Origin of the sequence: Brevundimonas vancanneytii, from assembly GCF_901421975.1 — a bacterium.
GTDB lineage: Bacteria > Pseudomonadota > Alphaproteobacteria > Caulobacterales > Caulobacteraceae > Brevundimonas > Brevundimonas diminuta.
Genome location: NZ_LR588407.1, coordinates 1187187 through 1202889, shown reverse-complemented (window position 1 = coordinate 1202889; position 15703 = coordinate 1187187). Strand labels below are relative to the sequence as shown.

Sequence of the window (15703 nt, the reverse complement as noted above, 5' to 3'; positions counted from 1 at the left end):
CGGGATTGTCAGCGCCTATCTGTGCAGAAACGCGTGAAGGAGCCTCGATGAAGACCGCCTTGACCGACCGCCTCGGCCTGTTCTTCCCCCTGATTCAGGCGCCGATGGCCGGAACCTCGACCGCCGAACTGGCCGCCGCCGTGTCGAACACGGGGGCGCTGGGCTCCATCGCCCTGGGCGCCATCGACGCCGAGGCGAGCCGCAAGGCCATCCGCGCGACGAAGGCGCTGACCGACCGGCCGTTCAACGTCAATCTGTTCTGCCATGCGCCGGTTGCGGCTGATCCGGCGCGCGATGCGGCATGGATCGACAGCCTGCGCCCGATCTTCAGCGAGTTCGACGCCGCGCCTCCCGAACGCCTCAACGACATCTATCAGAGCTTCCTGACCGACGACGCCAAGCTGGCGGTGCTGGTCGAGGAGAAGCCCGCCGTGGTCAGCGTCCACTTCGGCCTGCCGCGCGCCGATCAGATCGCGGCGCTGAAGGCGGCGGGCTGCGTCCTGATCGCCAGCGCCACCACGCCCGAGGAAGGCCGCGCCGCCGTCGCCGCCGGGTTCGACATGGTGATCGCCCAAGGGGTCGAGGCGGGCGGCCATCGCGGCGTCTTCGACCCGGCCGAAGATCCGCGCTTCGCCACCCTGCCGCTGACGCGCCTGCTGGCGCGCGACCTGCCGGTTCCGGTCATCGCGGCGGGCGGGATCATGGACGGCGCCGGGATCGCGGCGGCGCTGGCGCTGGGCGCGGCCGGGGCGCAGATGGGCACGGCCTTCGCCTCGTGCCCGGAGTCGGCGGCGGATGCGGCCTATCGGGCAGTTCTGTCTGGTGTTGAGGCCGGGCGCACGCGGGTCAGCGCCGCCATCTCCGGCCGCCCGTCGCGCGGGGTGGAGAACGCCTTCATGCGCCGCGCCGATGAGACGAAGATCGCCGCCTATCCGTATGCCTACAACCTCGGCAAGGCGCTGAACGCGGCGGCAAGGGCCAAGGGCGACAACGGCTATGCGCCGCACTGGGCCGGACAAGGCGCGCCGCTGGGCCGCGCCCTGCCTGCCGCTGAACTGGTCGCGATGTTGGAAAGGGAAACGCGCGAGGCGATTGCGGGGCTGTCCCGCCTCTAGCCCACCGCCAGGATGAGCGGGCGTGAGGCAGTTACAGCCGCCCCGCCTCGCCCAGCTTGTCGATCATCCAGACCCGCGCGGGCGGCAGAGGCCGGTTCAGGGCGTGGAAGACGAACTGCTCAAGGAAGTGCCCCGTCAGTTCCAGCCCCGCCTTCACGTCGCCCTCGCCCAGCCCGGCCTGCGCGCCCAGCATGAAGGGCGGCAGGGCCAGCAGCTTGTCGGCATAGGGCGCGCCCGCCTCGCGGCTGACGGCGCGGCCGGTGCGGGGGCTGACCCAGACCAGATCGTCCATCGACCCCGTTGAGGCGCACCGCGACAGGTCGAGACCGAAGCCCAAATCCTCCAGCAACCCAGCCTCGAACCGCACGAAGATGGCGGGCCAGACCTCGGGCACGGCGAACGCCCCCATCAACGCCTCGAAGGCGTAGAAGGCGCCGGGATGCGGCTCCCGCTCCGGCAGGGCGCCCTGCGCCACCGCTGCGGCGGCGCTCAACCCGGTCAGGGCCAGCGGGTCGTCGAACAGGGCGGCCGGCCCCTCGCCCACCGGTTCCAGCCGCGCTGAACCCAGCTGATCCGAGGTCCGCGACCGCAGGTCGGCCACGACCCGTGCTCCGGGCTGGAGAAAGGGCCGCATCCGCCGCGACGCCCCGCCCGCGACATAGGCGGCGCGGCGACCGTGCCGCTCGGTCAGCAGATCCACCACCGCCCCCGTATCGCCATGCGCCCGCGCCGACAGCACGAAGGCGTCGTCCTGAACCTCCATCAGTCGGCCTTGATGGCGTCGACGACAGCGCGCGCCTTGTCGTTCGGTACGGCGAAGCTGAGGACGTATTGCTCGATCTTCCAGCCGTCCTCGGTCAGGCGCAACACGCCCGAGCCGCGCGTGGTCCCATAGGCGTCGTTGTCCAGCACCTCGTCGAACCAGGCGACGCAGCGGCAGTCGATCGGGGCGATCGTCACGGTCCGCGCCGTCGGCCGATAGGTCCAGCCCTTGCCTTGCGAGAAGTAGGGCATGGCGTAGGCGCGGAACTCCGGCAGGCTCCACCGCTCGCCCGCATCGGTGCCGATGAAGCGGGCGTCCGGCGTGAAGGTCGCGAAATAGGCCTCGCCGTCCGCCACCGAGGCGGCGGCGTGCATGGCGTCCAGCGTGCGCTCTATCGGCGCGGTCTCTGCGGGCGCGGCGGACAGTTGAAGCATCATCAGGGCAGCGGTGATCATGGCTTTGTTCTAGTCCTGTTCCGTCAATGGGGGAAGCGCCGGGAAACGACGTCCGCCTGGCGCGTTTCGCCTCCATCCGAAGGAGGATCCCATGAAGATCGTCACCAGCCTCAGCTTTCAGGGCCAGTGCCGCGAGGCACTGGAGTTCTACGGCCGCGTGCTGGGCGGCAAGGTCACGGCCGCCTTTCCGTACGGCGATGGCCCGCCCGACATGCCGGTCGATTCCAAATACAAGGACTGGCTGATGCACGGCTGGTTGGAGGTCGGGGATCAGGCGATCATGGGGGCCGACATGCCGCCCGAGTTCGCGCCGAACATCGACAAGCCCAAGAACGGCTTCGACGTGTCGTATCACACCGACGACCTCGCCAAGGCGAGGCAGGTCTTTGCCGCCCTGTCCGAGGGCGGCAAGGTGTCGATGCCCTTCGCCGAAACCTTCTGGTCTCCTGGTTTCGGCAGCTTCACCGACCGGTTCGGCATCCCTTGGATGGTCAACACCAACCCGACGGCGGACTGGAAACCCGGCGGCTAACGCCATTGTGATCACGAACTGTTACGACCAAAGCCGTATTGGAATCAGGATGATGCGGCGCCTATGTCCGCGTCGTTCCATGAGCCCTCCCCGGCTCCAGTCGTCAGGTTAGCGATGTCCCGCGTCCGTAACGCCGCCCTCAAGTCGAAGATCATGTCCGCACAGGACGCCGCCGCCCTGATCCCGGCCAACTCGACCGTGGGCATGAGCGGCTTCACCGGCTCTGGCTATCCCAAGGTCGTGCCCATAGCCCTGGCCGAGCGGATCGAGGCCGAGCACGCAGCTGGCAATCCGTTCAAGCTGAAGGTCTGGACCGGGGCCTCGACCGGGCCTGAGCTGGACGGCGCCCTGGCCAAGGCGGATGGCATCGAGTTCCGCCTGCCCTACAACTCCGACCCCATCGCCCGCGAGAAGATCAACAAGGGCGAGATGGAATACCTCGACATGCACCTGTCTCAGGTGGCGCCGGTCGCCTGGCAGGGTTTCCTCGGCCCGCTGGAGACGGCGGTGGTCGAGGTTTCGGGCATCCGTGAGGACGGGGCGCTGATCCCCTCGTCCTCCATCGGCAACAACAAGACCTGGCTGGACCGCGCCGACCGGATCATCCTTGAGGTCAACAGCTGGCAAAACGCGGCGCTGGAGGGGATGCACGACATCTATTACGGCACGGCCCTGCCGCCTGCGCGCGTGCCCATCCCGCTGACCAAGCCGACCGACCTGATCGGCGAGACGGTCTTCCGCGTCGATCCGTCCAAGATCGCCGCCATCGTCGAGACCGACAGCCCCGACCGCAACCTGCCCTTCGCCGCGCCGGACGCCAGCGCCACGGCCATCGCCGGGCATCTGATCGAGTTCCTGCAGCACGAAGTGAAGCTGGGCCGCCTGCCCGCCCATCTGCTGCCGCTGCAATCGGGCGTGGGCAATGTCGCCAACGCCGTGCTGGCGGGCCTTCAGAACAGCCCGTTCGAGAACCTGACCGCCTATACCGAGGTGCTGCAGGACGGGATGCTGGACCTGCTCGACAGCGGCAAGCTGACGGTCGCCTCGGCCACCGCCTTCTCGCTCAGCCCCGAGGCCGCCGCCGATCTGAACAGCCGGATGGAGCAGTTCCGCGGCAAGATCATCCTGCGCCCGCAGGAGATCTCGAACCACCCGGAGATCATCCGCCGCCTGGGCTGCATCGCCATGAACGGCCTGATCGAGGCCGACATCTACGGCAACGTCAACTCGACCCACGTCATGGGCTCGCGCATCCAGAACGGCATCGGCGGCTCGGGCGACTTCGCCCGCAACGCCTACATCTCCTGCTTCGTTACGCCCTCTACGGCCAAGGGCGGCAAGATCTCGGCCATTGTCCCCATGGCCAGCCACGTCGACCACATCACCCAGGACGTGCAGGTCATCGTGACCGAACAGGGCCTGGCCGACCTGCGCGGCCTGTCACCCAAGCAGCGCGCCCAGGTCATCATCGCCAACTGCGCCCACCCCGACTATCGCGACGCGCTGAAGGACTATTACGCTCGCGCGCTGAAAGGCTCCTACGGCCTGCAATCGCCCCACCTGCTGACCGAGGCGCTGTCGTGGCACCAACGCTTCATCGAAACGGGGTCGATGAAGGCCTGACCCGCCCGTCTCAGGCATAGCGGCGGGCAACGGCGACGCTGACCACGGTCAGGGCGGCGGCCGCCACCATGGTCCACGGCACGGCCTCGTGCAGCACCAGCCCCGCCAGCGCCAGGGCGAAGAAGGGCTGGAGCAGTTGAAGCTGCCCCACGCTGGCGATGCCGCCCATCGCCAGGCCGCGATACCAGAAGATGAAGCCGACCAGCATCGAGAAGACCGAGACATAGGCCAGACCGGTCCACGCAGGCGCCCCGATGGCGCTCCAGTCGGCGGGCAGGTCCAACGCCGCCACCATCAGCATGATCGGCGCCGACAGCACCAGCGCCCAGCAGATGACCTGCCAGCCGCCCAAACGCCGCGCCAGTATGCCGCCCTCGGCATAGCCCAGGCCGCAGATGATGATGGAGGCCAGCATCAGCAGGTCGCTGGTCCATGATCCGTCGCCGTGGCTGCTGAAGGCGAAGCCGATCACTGTGGCGCTGCCCAGACCCGAGAACAGCCAGAACAGCGGGCGCGGCCGCTCCCCGCCTCTCATGACGCCGAAGATGGCCGTGGACAGCGGCAACAGGCCGATGAAGACGATCGACCGGGCCGAGGTCATGTGCTGCAGCGCCAGGGCCGACAGCAGGGGAAAACCGACCACCACCCCGACCGCGATCACCGCCAGCGACATCAGATCGCGTCGATCCGGCCGCGCCTGCCGCGTGGCCGACAGCACCAGCCCCGCCAGCGCCGCCGCGATGACGGCCCGCGCGCCCGTCAGGAACAGCGGCGACAGGTCGGCTACCGCCACCCGCGTCGCGGGCAGCGAACCGCTGAAGATCACGACCCCCAGAAGCCCGCAGATCAGGCCGTCGATGCGTTTCTGTTTCGCCGTGTCCATTCCGTCTCCCTCTTCGCCGCCTGATTGGACGCGCGGCGCTGGCGAAGGCAGCCACAGATCGATACGCTTCTGCCAAACTGTATGGGTTATGGAGCCGGCACGGTTGTCCCGCAGCACACGCACCACAAAGGTCATGGAGGCCATCCGCGCGCGGATCGCGGGGCGCAGCCTGGCGCCCGGCGACCGCTTGCCGTCGATCCGGCGTTTCGCCGAGACCATGGCGGTTTCGCCTTCGACCGTCGTCGAGGCGTATGACCGGCTGGCCGCCGAGGGGTTGATCCGCGCTCGGCCGGGATCAGGCTTCTACGTCTCGGGCGCCGCCCTGCCTCCGCTCAGTTTTGCAGTCGATCCCAGCCTGCACGACCGCGCCGTCGACCCCTTCTGGGTGTCGCGCCAGTCGCTGGAGGCGCCGCCGGAGGCCCTCAAGCCCGGCTGCGGCTGGCTGCCTGCCGACTGGATGCCGACCGAGGCGCTGCGCAAGGCCCTGCGCGCGGTCGCGCGGGCGGACGACGCCCTCCTGACCGACTATGGCGGCGTGCTCGGCTCGAGGGCGCTGCGCCGCATCCTTCTGGGCCGGCTGGCGACCGAGGGGCTGCAACTCGGCCAGGATCAGGTGCTGCTGACCGGATCGGGCACCCATGCGGTCGATCTGACGTGCCGCTATCTGCTGCGGCCCGGCGATACGGTGGTGGTGGACGATCCCTGCTACTTCAACTTTCGCGCCCTGCTGCGCGCGCATCAGGTCCAGGTCGTCGGCGTCCCCTACACGCCCACGGGCCCTGACGTCGAACGGTTCGAAGCCGTACTGAAACAGGCGTCGCCCCGGCTCTATCTGACCAACGCGGGGCTTCAGAACCCGACCGGCGCCGGCATCGCGCCCCAGACGGCGCACCGCCTGCTGAATCTGGCCGCCGCGCATGACCTCACCATCATCGAGGACGATCTTTTCGCCGATCTGGAGCCCGAGCCCACCACCCGTCTGGCGGCGCTGGACGGGCTGAACCGGGTCATCCGCATCGGCAGCTTCTCCAAGACGCTGTCGGCCTCCCTGCGCTGCGGCTACATCGCGGCGCGCGTCGACCGGATTTCGGATCTGGCCGATCTTCAGGTGGCGACGGGTTTTGTCGGCGCCAGTCCCGTTGCGGCCGAAGCCATCGCCCACGTCCTGGCCGGGGGCGGCTATCGCAAGCATCTGGACGAGGTTCATCGACGCCTGGCGCGCAAGCGCCGCGAGGTGATCGCCCGCCTGAGATCCATCGGCGTCGAACCCTGGATCGAGCCGCGCGGCGGCTTCAATCTTTGGTGCCGACTGCCAGGCGAGATCGATTCCGCCGAATTGGCTCGCGCCGCGCTGAAAGAGGGCGTCGTCCTGGCGCCCGGCGACGTGTTCAGTCCCTCACAGACGGCCAGCCGCTTCATGCGGGTCAACGTGACCCACTGCGACGACCCGCGCCTGATGAGCTTCCTGCGCCTAAGCCTCAGCGGCTGAGCGCGGCGGGGAACGGGCGGCCGAGAGCCTCGGCCATGGCCTGCTGGTTGATGAGCAGCACCAAGTCGCGCAGGTGATAGTTGTTCGACAGCACCACCACCGTCACGTCCTGATCGGGCTGATAGGACACCAGGTTGCGGAAACCCGCCCAGCTGCCGGTGTGGTAGATTTGGCGATCGCTGAACGGCGATGAGGTCCGCTCGCCCAGGGCGCTGACGTAAATGCCGTACCCATAGGCCCGATGCGGCCCGCGTCGCTCCGGCATGTCGTCCGGCGCATGGTCGGCGATCAGGTCAGCATAGGCCTTGTCGCTCAGGACGTGGCCCTGATGCAGAGACCGGTTCCAGGCCAGCATATCGTCCAGCGTCGAATACAGCGCCCCGGCGCCTGCCACGACGCTGACGTTGGCGATGGGCTGCGGCGTCAGGCCGGCCGGAAACAGGCCGTAGCCCATGGCCAGCCCCTGGGCGTCGTCATTCACGTCCGAGCCAGTGTCCTTCATGCCCAGGGGCTTGAGGATCGCCTGCTCCATATAGGTCTCGAACGGCTGGCCGCTGGCCTTTGACACGATCTCGGCCGCCAGGTTGAAGGCGGCGTTGTTGTAGCGGACCTTCGTCCCCGGCTCGAACTGCAGGCCATAGCGGGCCGAGGTCTCGGTCAGTTCCTGCGACGTGCGGTGGGTGACGCGGATACGGCCCCACTCGGCCTGGGCCATCACGTCCGGAATGCCCGAGGTGTGCGACAGCAGGTGATGGATACGCAGCGGTCGCCAGGCGTCGGGGCACGGTTCGATCCATTTGCAGACGGGATCGTCGACCGACAGCTTGCCCTCGTCCTGAAGCTTCAGAACGGCGACGGCGGTGAACTGCTTGGACACCGAGGCCAGACGGAAACGGGTGTCCAGGGCGAAGGGCGTGTCCTGCTCATAGTTCGCCTTGCCATAAACCTGGCGGAACAGAACCTGATCGCCCCTGGCCACCAGGACGGCGCCGGTGAACTGCTTGCTGGCCGCCAGGTGGTCCAGACGTTCCTTCAACTGCGGCAGGGCCTCGACCACCTCGACCGGCGGGCGCTTGGGCAGGTCTGTCCGATAGACGGCCGCCGCCTGGGTTTCCGGCGCGACGGCCTTCACGAACACGCGCCCGCCCCGGCCGAGATCAGGCCGGCGGCGACGAGGGAACCGAGGAACCAGGGCCTTCCGCCCGCGGTCTTGGGAACGATGAACACGAGACTAGACGTCAAACTCCAGGCCGAACTGGGCGTACAATGCCTTTGAGTCTTGCCATTTGGGATCGACTTTGACGGTCAAAAACAGGTGAACGGGCCGATCCAGGATCTCGATCAGCTCTTCACGCGCCTTCTGGCCGATCCATTTCAGGGTCTGGCCGCCCTTGCCCAGAACGATCGGGCGCTGGCTTTCGCGCTCGACATAGATGGTCTGTTCAATGCGGGCCGAACCATCCGGCCTGTCCTCGAACGCGGTCGTCTCGACCGCCGCCGAATAGGGCAGTTCCTCGTGCACGCGCAGATAGACCTTCTCGCGCGTGATCTCGGCGGCCAGGACGCGCAGCGGCACGTCCGCCGGACTGGTCCTCGGGGTAGAGCCACGGCCCTCGGGCATGGCCAGGGCCAGGCGCGTCTTCAGATCCTCCACGCCGTCGCCGCTGAGCGCCGAGATCATGAAGACCTCGGAATAGACGCCCGTCTCGAACAGGCGCTGCGACAGGGCCAACAGGGTGTCGCGGCGCATGCCGTCGATCTTGTTCAGCGCCAGGATGACTTGGTGTCGGTCGCCTTCAGATTGGCGATGATGGTCTCGGTGTCCTCGGCCGAGCGGCGGTCGGCGGCGGTGCCTTCGCGACCTTCAGCGTCGATGTGCGACTGGGCGTCGATCAGATGGACGACCACGTCCGCGTCCTGCGCCCCGCCCCAGGCCGAGGCGACCATGGCGCGATCCAGACGGCGGCGCGGCGTGAAGATGCCGGGCGTGTCCACCAGCACGATCTGGGCGTCGCCCTTGATGGCGATGCCGCGCACGGGGAAGCGCGTGGTCTGGACCTTCTGGGTGACGATGGAGACCTTGGAGCCGGTCAACCGGTTCACCAGCGTCGATTTGCCCGCATTGGGGCGCGCCGATGATGGCGGCGAAGCCCCGCACGCTGGCCGGTGATCTCGGTGGTTTCGGTGGTCTCGGTCAAATTACGTCTTCTCGTTTCAGTAGGGCGATGGCGGCGGCCTTTTCCGCCTCCTGTCGCGAACGTCCCTGGGCGCGGGCCGGTTCATAGCCAGCCACCGTCGCCTCGACCGTGAAGGTCGGCGCGTGATCCGAGCCGGTGCGCTGGACCACTTCATAGGTCGGCAGCGGTCGGCCCTGGCCTTGCGCCCATTCCTGCAGGGCGGACTTGGGGTTGGTCACCGCCGCACTCGGAGGCGCGGCCAATTCTTCGGCCCAGGCGCGTTCGAACACGGTCTGAGCGGCGATCAGACCGCCGTCGCGATAGACGGCCGCCAGGATCGCTTCCACAGCATCGGCGATGACTCCGGGCCTTTCTGCGGCCGCCCGTCTTGGTCTCGCCGGGCGACAGGCGAAGCGCGTCGCCCACGCCCAGCCGCTCGCCCACGCGGGCGCAGGCGCTCTTGTCCACCAAGGCGTGCAGGCGAGCGGACAGCTGCCCCTCGTCCGCTGACGGATAGTCGCGCACCAGTCGATCCGCGACCAGCAGGCCCAGCACCCGGTCGCCCAGGAACTCCAGCCGCTCATTGTCGGCGGGCGTATGCGGCCCCGCCCCCTCGCCCACGCTGGAGTGCGTCAGGGCGCGCTCCAGCAGGGAGGCGTCCTCAAAGTCATGCCCCAGGCGCTGGCGCAGGGCCGCCACGGCCTCGGCGCGCACATTCGTGCGTCCGCCGGCCATCAGTCGAGGATCTTGAAGAACCGGCTGAAACGCACGTTGGCGAACCAGCTGACCGGGTTGAACAGCGAGGCGCCCGGCGTCCACGAGAACATGATGATCTCGGCCTTGCCGACCAGATTCTCGGCCGGGACCATGCCCACGCCGGCCGACATCTCGACGCGGCTGTCGATCGAGTTGTCGCGGTTGTCGCCCATCATGAAGTAGTGACCGGCCGGAACCTCATACAGCGGGGGTGTCGTCCAGATCGCCGCCAGGGCCGAAGTCCTGCGTCATGAAGGTGCGGCCGCCCGGCAGGGTCTCGCGCAGCTGGGTCACGGCGCGCGGGCCGAACATGTCGGCCATCTGGGCGCGGCTGACCACCACGTCCTGAACCGGCGCGCCGTTGATGTAGAGTTTGTTGGCGATCATCTGCACCTTGTCGCCCGGCAGGCCGATCACGCGCTTGATGTAGTCCGTCTTGTTGTCGCGCGGCAGCTTGAACACGGCGATGTCGCCGCGCTCCGGCGCCTTGCCCAAGATACGGCCGTTGAACACCGGCGGGCTGAACGGGATCGAGTGCTTGGAATAGCCGTACGACCACTTCGACACGACGATGTAGTCGCCTTCGTACAGGTTCGGCTCCATCGAGGCCGACGGGATGGTGAAGGGCTGGAACAGCAGCACACGCAGCACCAGCGCGATCAGCAGGGCGAAAACGACGGTCTTGATGATCTCGACCGTTTCGTTGCTCGCGGACTTTTCTTTCTTCACTCGCTTGGCCTTCCTGGCGCGCCGGGGCGCATAGATCGGGGTCTCGCTGTCGAGGGCTTCGGGGTCGTCCCCCATGTCGAAGGGGGCGTCGCCGTCGTCGCTCCAGATCGGCCGTTGGTCAGCCGGATCGAGGGCTGGGTCGGCTGCTCCGCCGTTCGCCTTGGGGTCGTCGCTCATCGTCTGCTCGAATCCCCCGCCGAACGCGGGGTTTGAAGGTCGAGGCGTAGTCGCTGAACCCGCCGCGAGCAAGACTCTGGATGATGAAGGAACCGCAACCTTCGCGGCGGCGTCAGGCCTTGGGTAGGGCTTCGATCACCACGAAGGCCAGGGCGTAGGGGTGTTCGTCGCTGAGGGTCAGGTGGATGCGCGCCTCATGTCCCGGCGGGGTCAGGCGAGCCAGATGCTCGGCCGCGTGACCGGTCAGGGCCAGGGTCGGCTGGCCGGACGGCAGGTTCACCACGCCCATGTCGCGCCAGTAGACGTCGGAGCGCATCCCGGTGCCCAGGGCCTTGGCGCAGGCCTCTTTCGCCGCAAACCGCTTGGCGTAGCTCCAGGCCGGATCGGCCTTGCGGTCCGAGCGGGTGCGCTCCAGTTCGGTGAAGACGCGCTGCTTGAAACGGTCGCCGAAGCGGTCCAGCGACGCCTGGATGCGGCGGATGTCCGACAGGTCGGCGCCGACGCCGATAATCATGACCCCGATCCTGAAATCGCCTCGTCCATCGCCGCGCGCATCCGGCGGATGGCGGCGTCCAGGCCGACGAAGACCGCCTCGCCGATCAGGAAGTGGCCGATGTTCAGCTCGACGATCTCGCGAACGGCCAGCACATCGCCTGCCGTAGCGTAGTCGAGGCCGTGGCCCGCATGGACCTCCAGCCCCAGAATGTCGGCCTGGGCGGCGGCGGCGGCCAGGCGGTCGAACTCGACCGCGCGCTGAGCCGAGTCGGTCAGGTGGCAATAGCGGCCGGTGTGAAACTCGACCACCTGGGCGCCGACCGCGGCGGCGGCCTCGACCTGCTCCTCGGACGGTTCGATGAACAGGCTGACGCGGATGCCGGCATCCGACAGGGACTTCACCACCGGGGCGATGCGGGCCTCATGACCGGCGACGGCCAGACCGCCCTCGGTCGTCACCTCCTCGCGCCGCTCGGGCACCAGGCAGGCGGCGTGCGGCCGGTGACGCAGGGCGATGGCCAGCATCTCCTCCGTCACCGCCATCTCGAAGTTCAGCGGCTTGTCCGCGCGGCGGCACAGGGCCGTCAGCACGTCGATGTCGGCGTCGGTGATGTGACGGCGATCCTCGCGTAGATGGGCGGTGATGCCGTCAGCCCCCGCCGCCAGCGCCGCCTCGGCCGCGCGAGCCGGATCGGGATGAGCGCCGCCGCGTGCGTTACGGACCGTGGCGACGTGGTCGATATTGACGCCCAGACGAACCCGCTGACGCTTCATCCCGTTCTCTTTCTCTACTTGGACAACCGGCGGCTGCCCGGATCCTCGACCGGCAGGGCAGCCAGTTCCGGCGGCAGGGCGTCGGCCGGATAGGCCGGCACCTCCATCGAGGCCAGGGCGATCAGGGGCACGCCCACATCGACCTTTCCGCCCGAACGGTCGACGATGCAGGCGGCGGCGACGACATGACCGCCCGCCTTCTGGATCGCGGCGATGCATTCGCGCGACGACAGACCCGTGGTGACGATGTCCTCGACCATGACGATCTTCTCGCCCGGCTCGACCGAGAAGCCGCGACGGAGTTTGAACTCGCCGTCCTCGCGCTCGACGTACATGGAGCGGACGTTCAGGTGCTTGGCCGTTTCATAGCCGGGGATGATCCCGCCGACGGCGGGCGAGATCGCCGCATCGACCGGGCCGACCGCAGCGACGATCTTTTCCGCCAGCGCCTTGCACAGGCGCTCGCAGCGGGCGCCGTCCATGAAGACCAGGTTCTTTTGCAGGAAGACCGGGCTGTGCAGGCCGGACGAGAGGACGAAATGGCCTTCGCGCAGGGCGCCGGCGTCGCGGAATTCGTTGAGGACGTCTTCAGTGTTCATGAAGGCCGTCCTTAGACCCTGCAGCGGCCGCCCTCAACCCGCGCCCTATTTGATGTCGCAGTTGGGCTTCAGGCCGCCTTCCAGCAGCTTGGTCCACACCGTCTCGGCGTCATCGGCGAAGGCGAACAGCTTCATGTCCGACGCCTTGACCATGCCGTGCTCGATCAGGGTGTCGAAGTTGATGACCGAACGCCAATAGGCCTCGTCGAACAGGACGATGGGGATCGGCGGGGCCTTGTCCGTCTGGCGCAGGGTCAGGATCTCGAACAATTCGTCCAGAGTGCCGAAACCGCCGGGGAAGACCACCAGGGCGTTGGCCCGCATGGCCAGGTGCATCTTGCGCATGGCGAAGTAGTGGAACTGGAACGTCAGTTCAGGCGTCGACCACGGGTTCGGGAACTGCTCGTGCGGCAGGGTGACATTGAAGCCGATCGAGGGCGCCCCGGCCTCGTGCGCGCCCTGGTTGGCGGCCTGCATGATGCCCGGCCCGCCGCCCGTGGCGATGACGTTGTCGCGCACCTCGCCCGGCTCGCCGCGGAAGGCGCCGCCGCGTTCGGAGGCGATGCGGCCGAACTGACGCGCCTGCTCGTACCAATAGGCGTGGCGGCCGTCGCCGTTCACGCCGACGCGGGCGCTGCCGAAGACCACGATGGTCGAGCGCACGCCCCACGCCTTCAACGCCTGCTCGGCCTTTTCATACTCCATCAGGAAGCGCACGCCGCGCATCGACTCGCCCAGCAGGAAGTCCTGATCCAGGGCGGCCAGACGATAGGAAGGCGAGGCCATCTGGGCCTCATTGGCGAGCTTCTGTTGTTCGGGGGACATTTCGACCTTTGAGAAAACTGATGGCGTCAGCGTCGGCTCAGCCGCGCGCGCGATCAACCGTATCGACGTAGGGATTGGCCCTCAGCGCCGCAATGATCATGGTGGCGTGGCGGGCGTCCTCGACCTCCACGTCGATGTCGACGTCGTAGAAGTCGTGCTGCCGGTGCGCCATCGACAGATTCAGGATGTTGCCGCCCGCCTCGCCGATGATGGAGGCCACCTGCCCCAGCACGCCGCGCGCATTGGTCAGGGTGGCGTGCAGTTTCACCGCGCCGACGGCGCTGCGCTCGGCCTGCGGCGTCCATTGCAGATCCTGCCAGACGGAGTCGTCATCGGCGAAATCGGCCAGGGTCTGACAGTCGATGGTGTGGACGGTCAGTCCCTTGTCCGGCTCAAGAATGCCGACGATGCGGTCGCCCGGCACCGGCGAACAACACTGGCCGAAATGGATGCTGACGCCCGGCGTCAGACCGCCGCCGCGCACGAACAGACGCGGCGATTCCTCGCCGATGCGCTTGCGCTCCGGCCCGGCCTTCAGCTGGCCCTTCAGCGCCGGGAACAGGGTCTCGGCCACGCGCGTGGCCGTCAAGCGGCCCCGGCCGATGGCGTCGAACATGTCCTCCTCCGACGGCATGGCGAAGGTCTTCAGCACCTCGGTCAGCTTGACGTCGGCCAGCGACTTGCCCGCCCGCTCCAGCGTCTGCTCCAGCGTCGTCTTGCCCAGGCGCACGAACTCTTCGCGTTCCGAGGTGCGGATGTGGCGGCGGATGGCCGAGCGGGCGCGGCCCGTGACCGTCAGGCTGCGCCAGTCGGTCGGCACCTCGCGCTTGGTCCCGCGGATGATCTCGACCACGTCGCCGTTCTGAAGCGCGGTGCGCATGGGCTTCAGCTCGCCGTTGATCTTGACCCCGACGGCGGTGTCCCCGACCTCGGTGTGGACGGCGTAGGCGAAATCCAGCGGCATCCCGCCGCGCGGCAGGGTGATCAGCGTCCCCTTGGGCGTGAAGACGAAGACCTGATCCAGATACATTTCGAGCTTGGCGTGCTCGACCCAGTCCTCGCCCCCCTCCCCGTGCTCGATCACCTGAACCAGATGGCGCAGGTTCAGCAGGGGATCGCGGCCGCCGTCGGCCTCCATCGCCTCGCGGTCGAAGCCGTAGGACTGGTTCTTATAGGCCCAGTGCGCCGCCACCCCGTCTTCGGCCACACGGTCCATGATCTCGGTGCGGATCTGCATCTCGATGCGCAGCCCGCCCGGCCCGACGACCGTGGTGTGCAGCGAGCGGTAGTTGTTCGACTTCGGCGTCGAGATGAAATCCTTGAACCGCTCCGGCACCATCGGCCAGGCGCGATGGATGACGCCCAGGGCGCGGTAACAGTCGTCCTCGCTCTCGACGATGACGCGGAAGCCGTAGATGTCCGACAGGGATGAAAAGCCGACCGTCTTGCGCTGCAGCTTGCGCCAGATGGAATAGGGCGTCTTCTCGCGCCCCTTGACCCGCGCGGTCAGCCCCGCCTCGGACAGCACCCGTTCGATCTCGGGCGAGACGGCCTCGATGGCGCTGCCGTTCTCCAGCTTCAGCGCCTCCAGGCGGCGCTGGATGGCGACGCGCGCCGTGGCGTTCAGATGCTCGAACGCCAGCTCCTCCAGCTCGGCGGCGATGGAGTGAATGCCGATCGACCGACCCAGGGGGGCGTAGACTTCCAGCGTCTCGCGGCTGATGCGCTCGCGCTTCTCCGGCTTCACGAAGTGAAGTGTGCGCATGTTGTGCAGGCGGTCCGCCAGCTTGACCAGCAGCACCCGCACGTCGCGCGAAATGGCCAGGATGAACTTGCGCAGGTTCTCGGCCTGACGCGTGTGCTCGGCCTGAAGCTCCAGCCGCGACAGCTTGGTCACGCCCTCGACCAGGACGGCGACCTCTTCGCCGAACATCTCGGCGATGTCCTCGCGCGTGGCCGAGGTGTCCTCGACCACATCGTGCAGCAGGGCCGTGACGATGGTCGCCGTGTCCAGCCGATAGTCGGTCAGGATGCCCGCGACCTGGATCGGATGGGCGAAATAGGGATCGCCCGAGGCCCGCAGCTGCGAGCCGTGCATCTTCATCGCATAGACATAGGCGCGGTTCAGCAGCGCCTCGTCGGCGGTCGGGTCATAGGCCTTGACCGCCTCGATCAGTTCGAACTGGCGCATGATCGGTGCGCGCTTGGTATCAGACAATGCAGGGCCTTCAGACGACTTCGGCGCCGCCCCGGCAGAGGGCGACGCCGACTTGTCTTGCAGATTCGCGGGTTGGTCCATCGGCGTGTCCGC

At 67.9% G+C, this 15703-nt stretch carries 13 protein-coding genes and 3 pseudogenes; 4 read left to right on the top strand and 12 right to left on the bottom strand.

Annotation, left to right across the window (positions count from 1 at the left end; genetic code table 11):
• The first annotated feature begins 47 nt into the window (after positions 1-47).
• Positions 48-1115, top strand: a complete 1068-nt coding sequence (locus tag FGL25_RS05800; RefSeq protein ID WP_138141190.1) for an NAD(P)H-dependent flavin oxidoreductase — start codon at positions 48-50, stop codon at positions 1113-1115.
• A gap of 31 nt (positions 1116-1146) precedes the next feature.
• Here the strand turns inward: FGL25_RS05800 and recO are convergent, their stop codons facing one another.
• Together recO and FGL25_RS05790 are read right to left on the bottom strand one after the other, a co-directional pair.
• A complete protein-coding gene (gene recO / locus FGL25_RS05795; protein WP_088491459.1) occupies positions 1147-1878 on the bottom strand; it encodes a DNA repair protein RecO in 732 nt (243 codons plus the stop codon).
• Positions 1878-2333: a nuclear transport factor 2 family protein gene (locus tag FGL25_RS05790; protein ID WP_138141189.1), complete on the bottom strand. Its 456-nt coding sequence runs from the start codon at positions 2331-2333 to the stop codon at positions 1878-1880. The genes recO and FGL25_RS05790 overlap by 1 nt, the downstream gene beginning before the upstream one ends.
• A gap of 91 nt (positions 2334-2424) precedes the next feature.
• Between FGL25_RS05790 and FGL25_RS05785 the strand changes: the two genes are divergently transcribed.
• Together FGL25_RS05785 and FGL25_RS05780 are read left to right on the top strand one after the other, a co-directional pair.
• Positions 2425-2865: a VOC family protein gene (locus tag FGL25_RS05785; protein WP_138141188.1), complete on the top strand. Its 441-nt coding sequence runs from the start codon at positions 2425-2427 to the stop codon at positions 2863-2865.
• Positions 2866-2979: 114 nt separating this feature from the next.
• On the top strand, positions 2980-4488 hold the full coding sequence (locus tag FGL25_RS05780) for an acetyl-CoA hydrolase/transferase family protein (RefSeq protein ID WP_138141187.1): 1509 nt from the start codon (positions 2980-2982) through the stop codon (positions 4486-4488).
• 10 nt (positions 4489-4498) lie between these two features.
• Here FGL25_RS05780 and FGL25_RS05775 read toward each other — a convergent pair whose 3' ends face one another.
• Positions 4499-5371 (bottom strand): DMT family transporter, encoded by an 873-nt coding sequence (locus tag FGL25_RS05775; protein ID WP_138141186.1) that lies wholly within the window; start codon positions 5369-5371, stop codon positions 4499-4501.
• A gap of 103 nt (positions 5372-5474) precedes the next feature.
• Between FGL25_RS05775 and FGL25_RS05770 the strand changes: the two genes are divergently transcribed.
• Positions 5475-6860 carry an aminotransferase-like domain-containing protein gene (locus FGL25_RS05770; RefSeq protein ID WP_252970050.1) on the top strand — a complete coding sequence of 462 codons (1386 nt, stop codon included), beginning with the start codon at positions 5475-5477 and terminating at the stop codon, positions 6858-6860.
• On the opposite strand, the gene FGL25_RS05765 is transcribed toward FGL25_RS05770, so the two are convergent.
• The 9 genes and pseudogenes from FGL25_RS05765 to FGL25_RS05725 form a co-directional block, all read right to left on the bottom strand.
• Positions 6850-7998: a serine hydrolase domain-containing protein gene (locus tag FGL25_RS05765; protein ID WP_252970049.1), complete on the bottom strand. Its 1149-nt coding sequence runs from the start codon at positions 7996-7998 to the stop codon at positions 6850-6852. The two genes, FGL25_RS05770 and FGL25_RS05765, sit on opposite strands and share 11 nt — an antisense overlap.
• Before the next feature lie 93 nt (positions 7999-8091).
• Positions 8092-9058: pseudogene (gene era / locus FGL25_RS05760) on the bottom strand (GTPase Era).
• Positions 9055-9772: pseudogene (gene rnc / locus FGL25_RS05755) on the bottom strand (ribonuclease III). Before rnc ends, era begins: the two co-directional pseudogenes overlap by 4 nt.
• Positions 9772-10699: pseudogene (lepB, locus tag FGL25_RS05750) on the bottom strand (signal peptidase I). Before lepB ends, rnc begins: the two co-directional pseudogenes overlap by 1 nt.
• 112 nt (positions 10700-10811) lie before the next feature.
• A complete protein-coding gene (gene acpS / locus FGL25_RS05745) occupies positions 10812-11213 on the bottom strand; it encodes a holo-ACP synthase (RefSeq protein ID WP_003165381.1) in 402 nt (133 codons plus the stop codon).
• The gene (locus tag FGL25_RS05740; RefSeq protein WP_138141185.1) at positions 11210-11968 is read right to left on the bottom strand and encodes a pyridoxine 5'-phosphate synthase; all 759 of its coding nucleotides are present in this window, start codon (positions 11966-11968) and stop codon (positions 11210-11212) included. Before FGL25_RS05740 ends, acpS begins: the two co-directional genes overlap by 4 nt.
• A gap of 14 nt (positions 11969-11982) precedes the next feature.
• Positions 11983-12567, bottom strand: a complete 585-nt coding sequence (gene pyrE / locus FGL25_RS05735) for an orotate phosphoribosyltransferase (RefSeq protein WP_138141184.1) — start codon at positions 12565-12567, stop codon at positions 11983-11985.
• 45 nt (positions 12568-12612) lie between these two features.
• Positions 12613-13392, bottom strand: coding sequence for an LOG family protein (locus tag FGL25_RS05730; RefSeq protein ID WP_076222809.1), 780 nt, complete (start codon positions 13390-13392; stop codon positions 12613-12615).
• A gap of 37 nt (positions 13393-13429) precedes the next feature.
• A complete protein-coding gene (locus tag FGL25_RS05725; protein ID WP_138141183.1) occupies positions 13430-15691 on the bottom strand; it encodes a RelA/SpoT family protein in 2262 nt (753 codons plus the stop codon).
• Positions 15692-15703 lie beyond the last annotated feature (12 nt).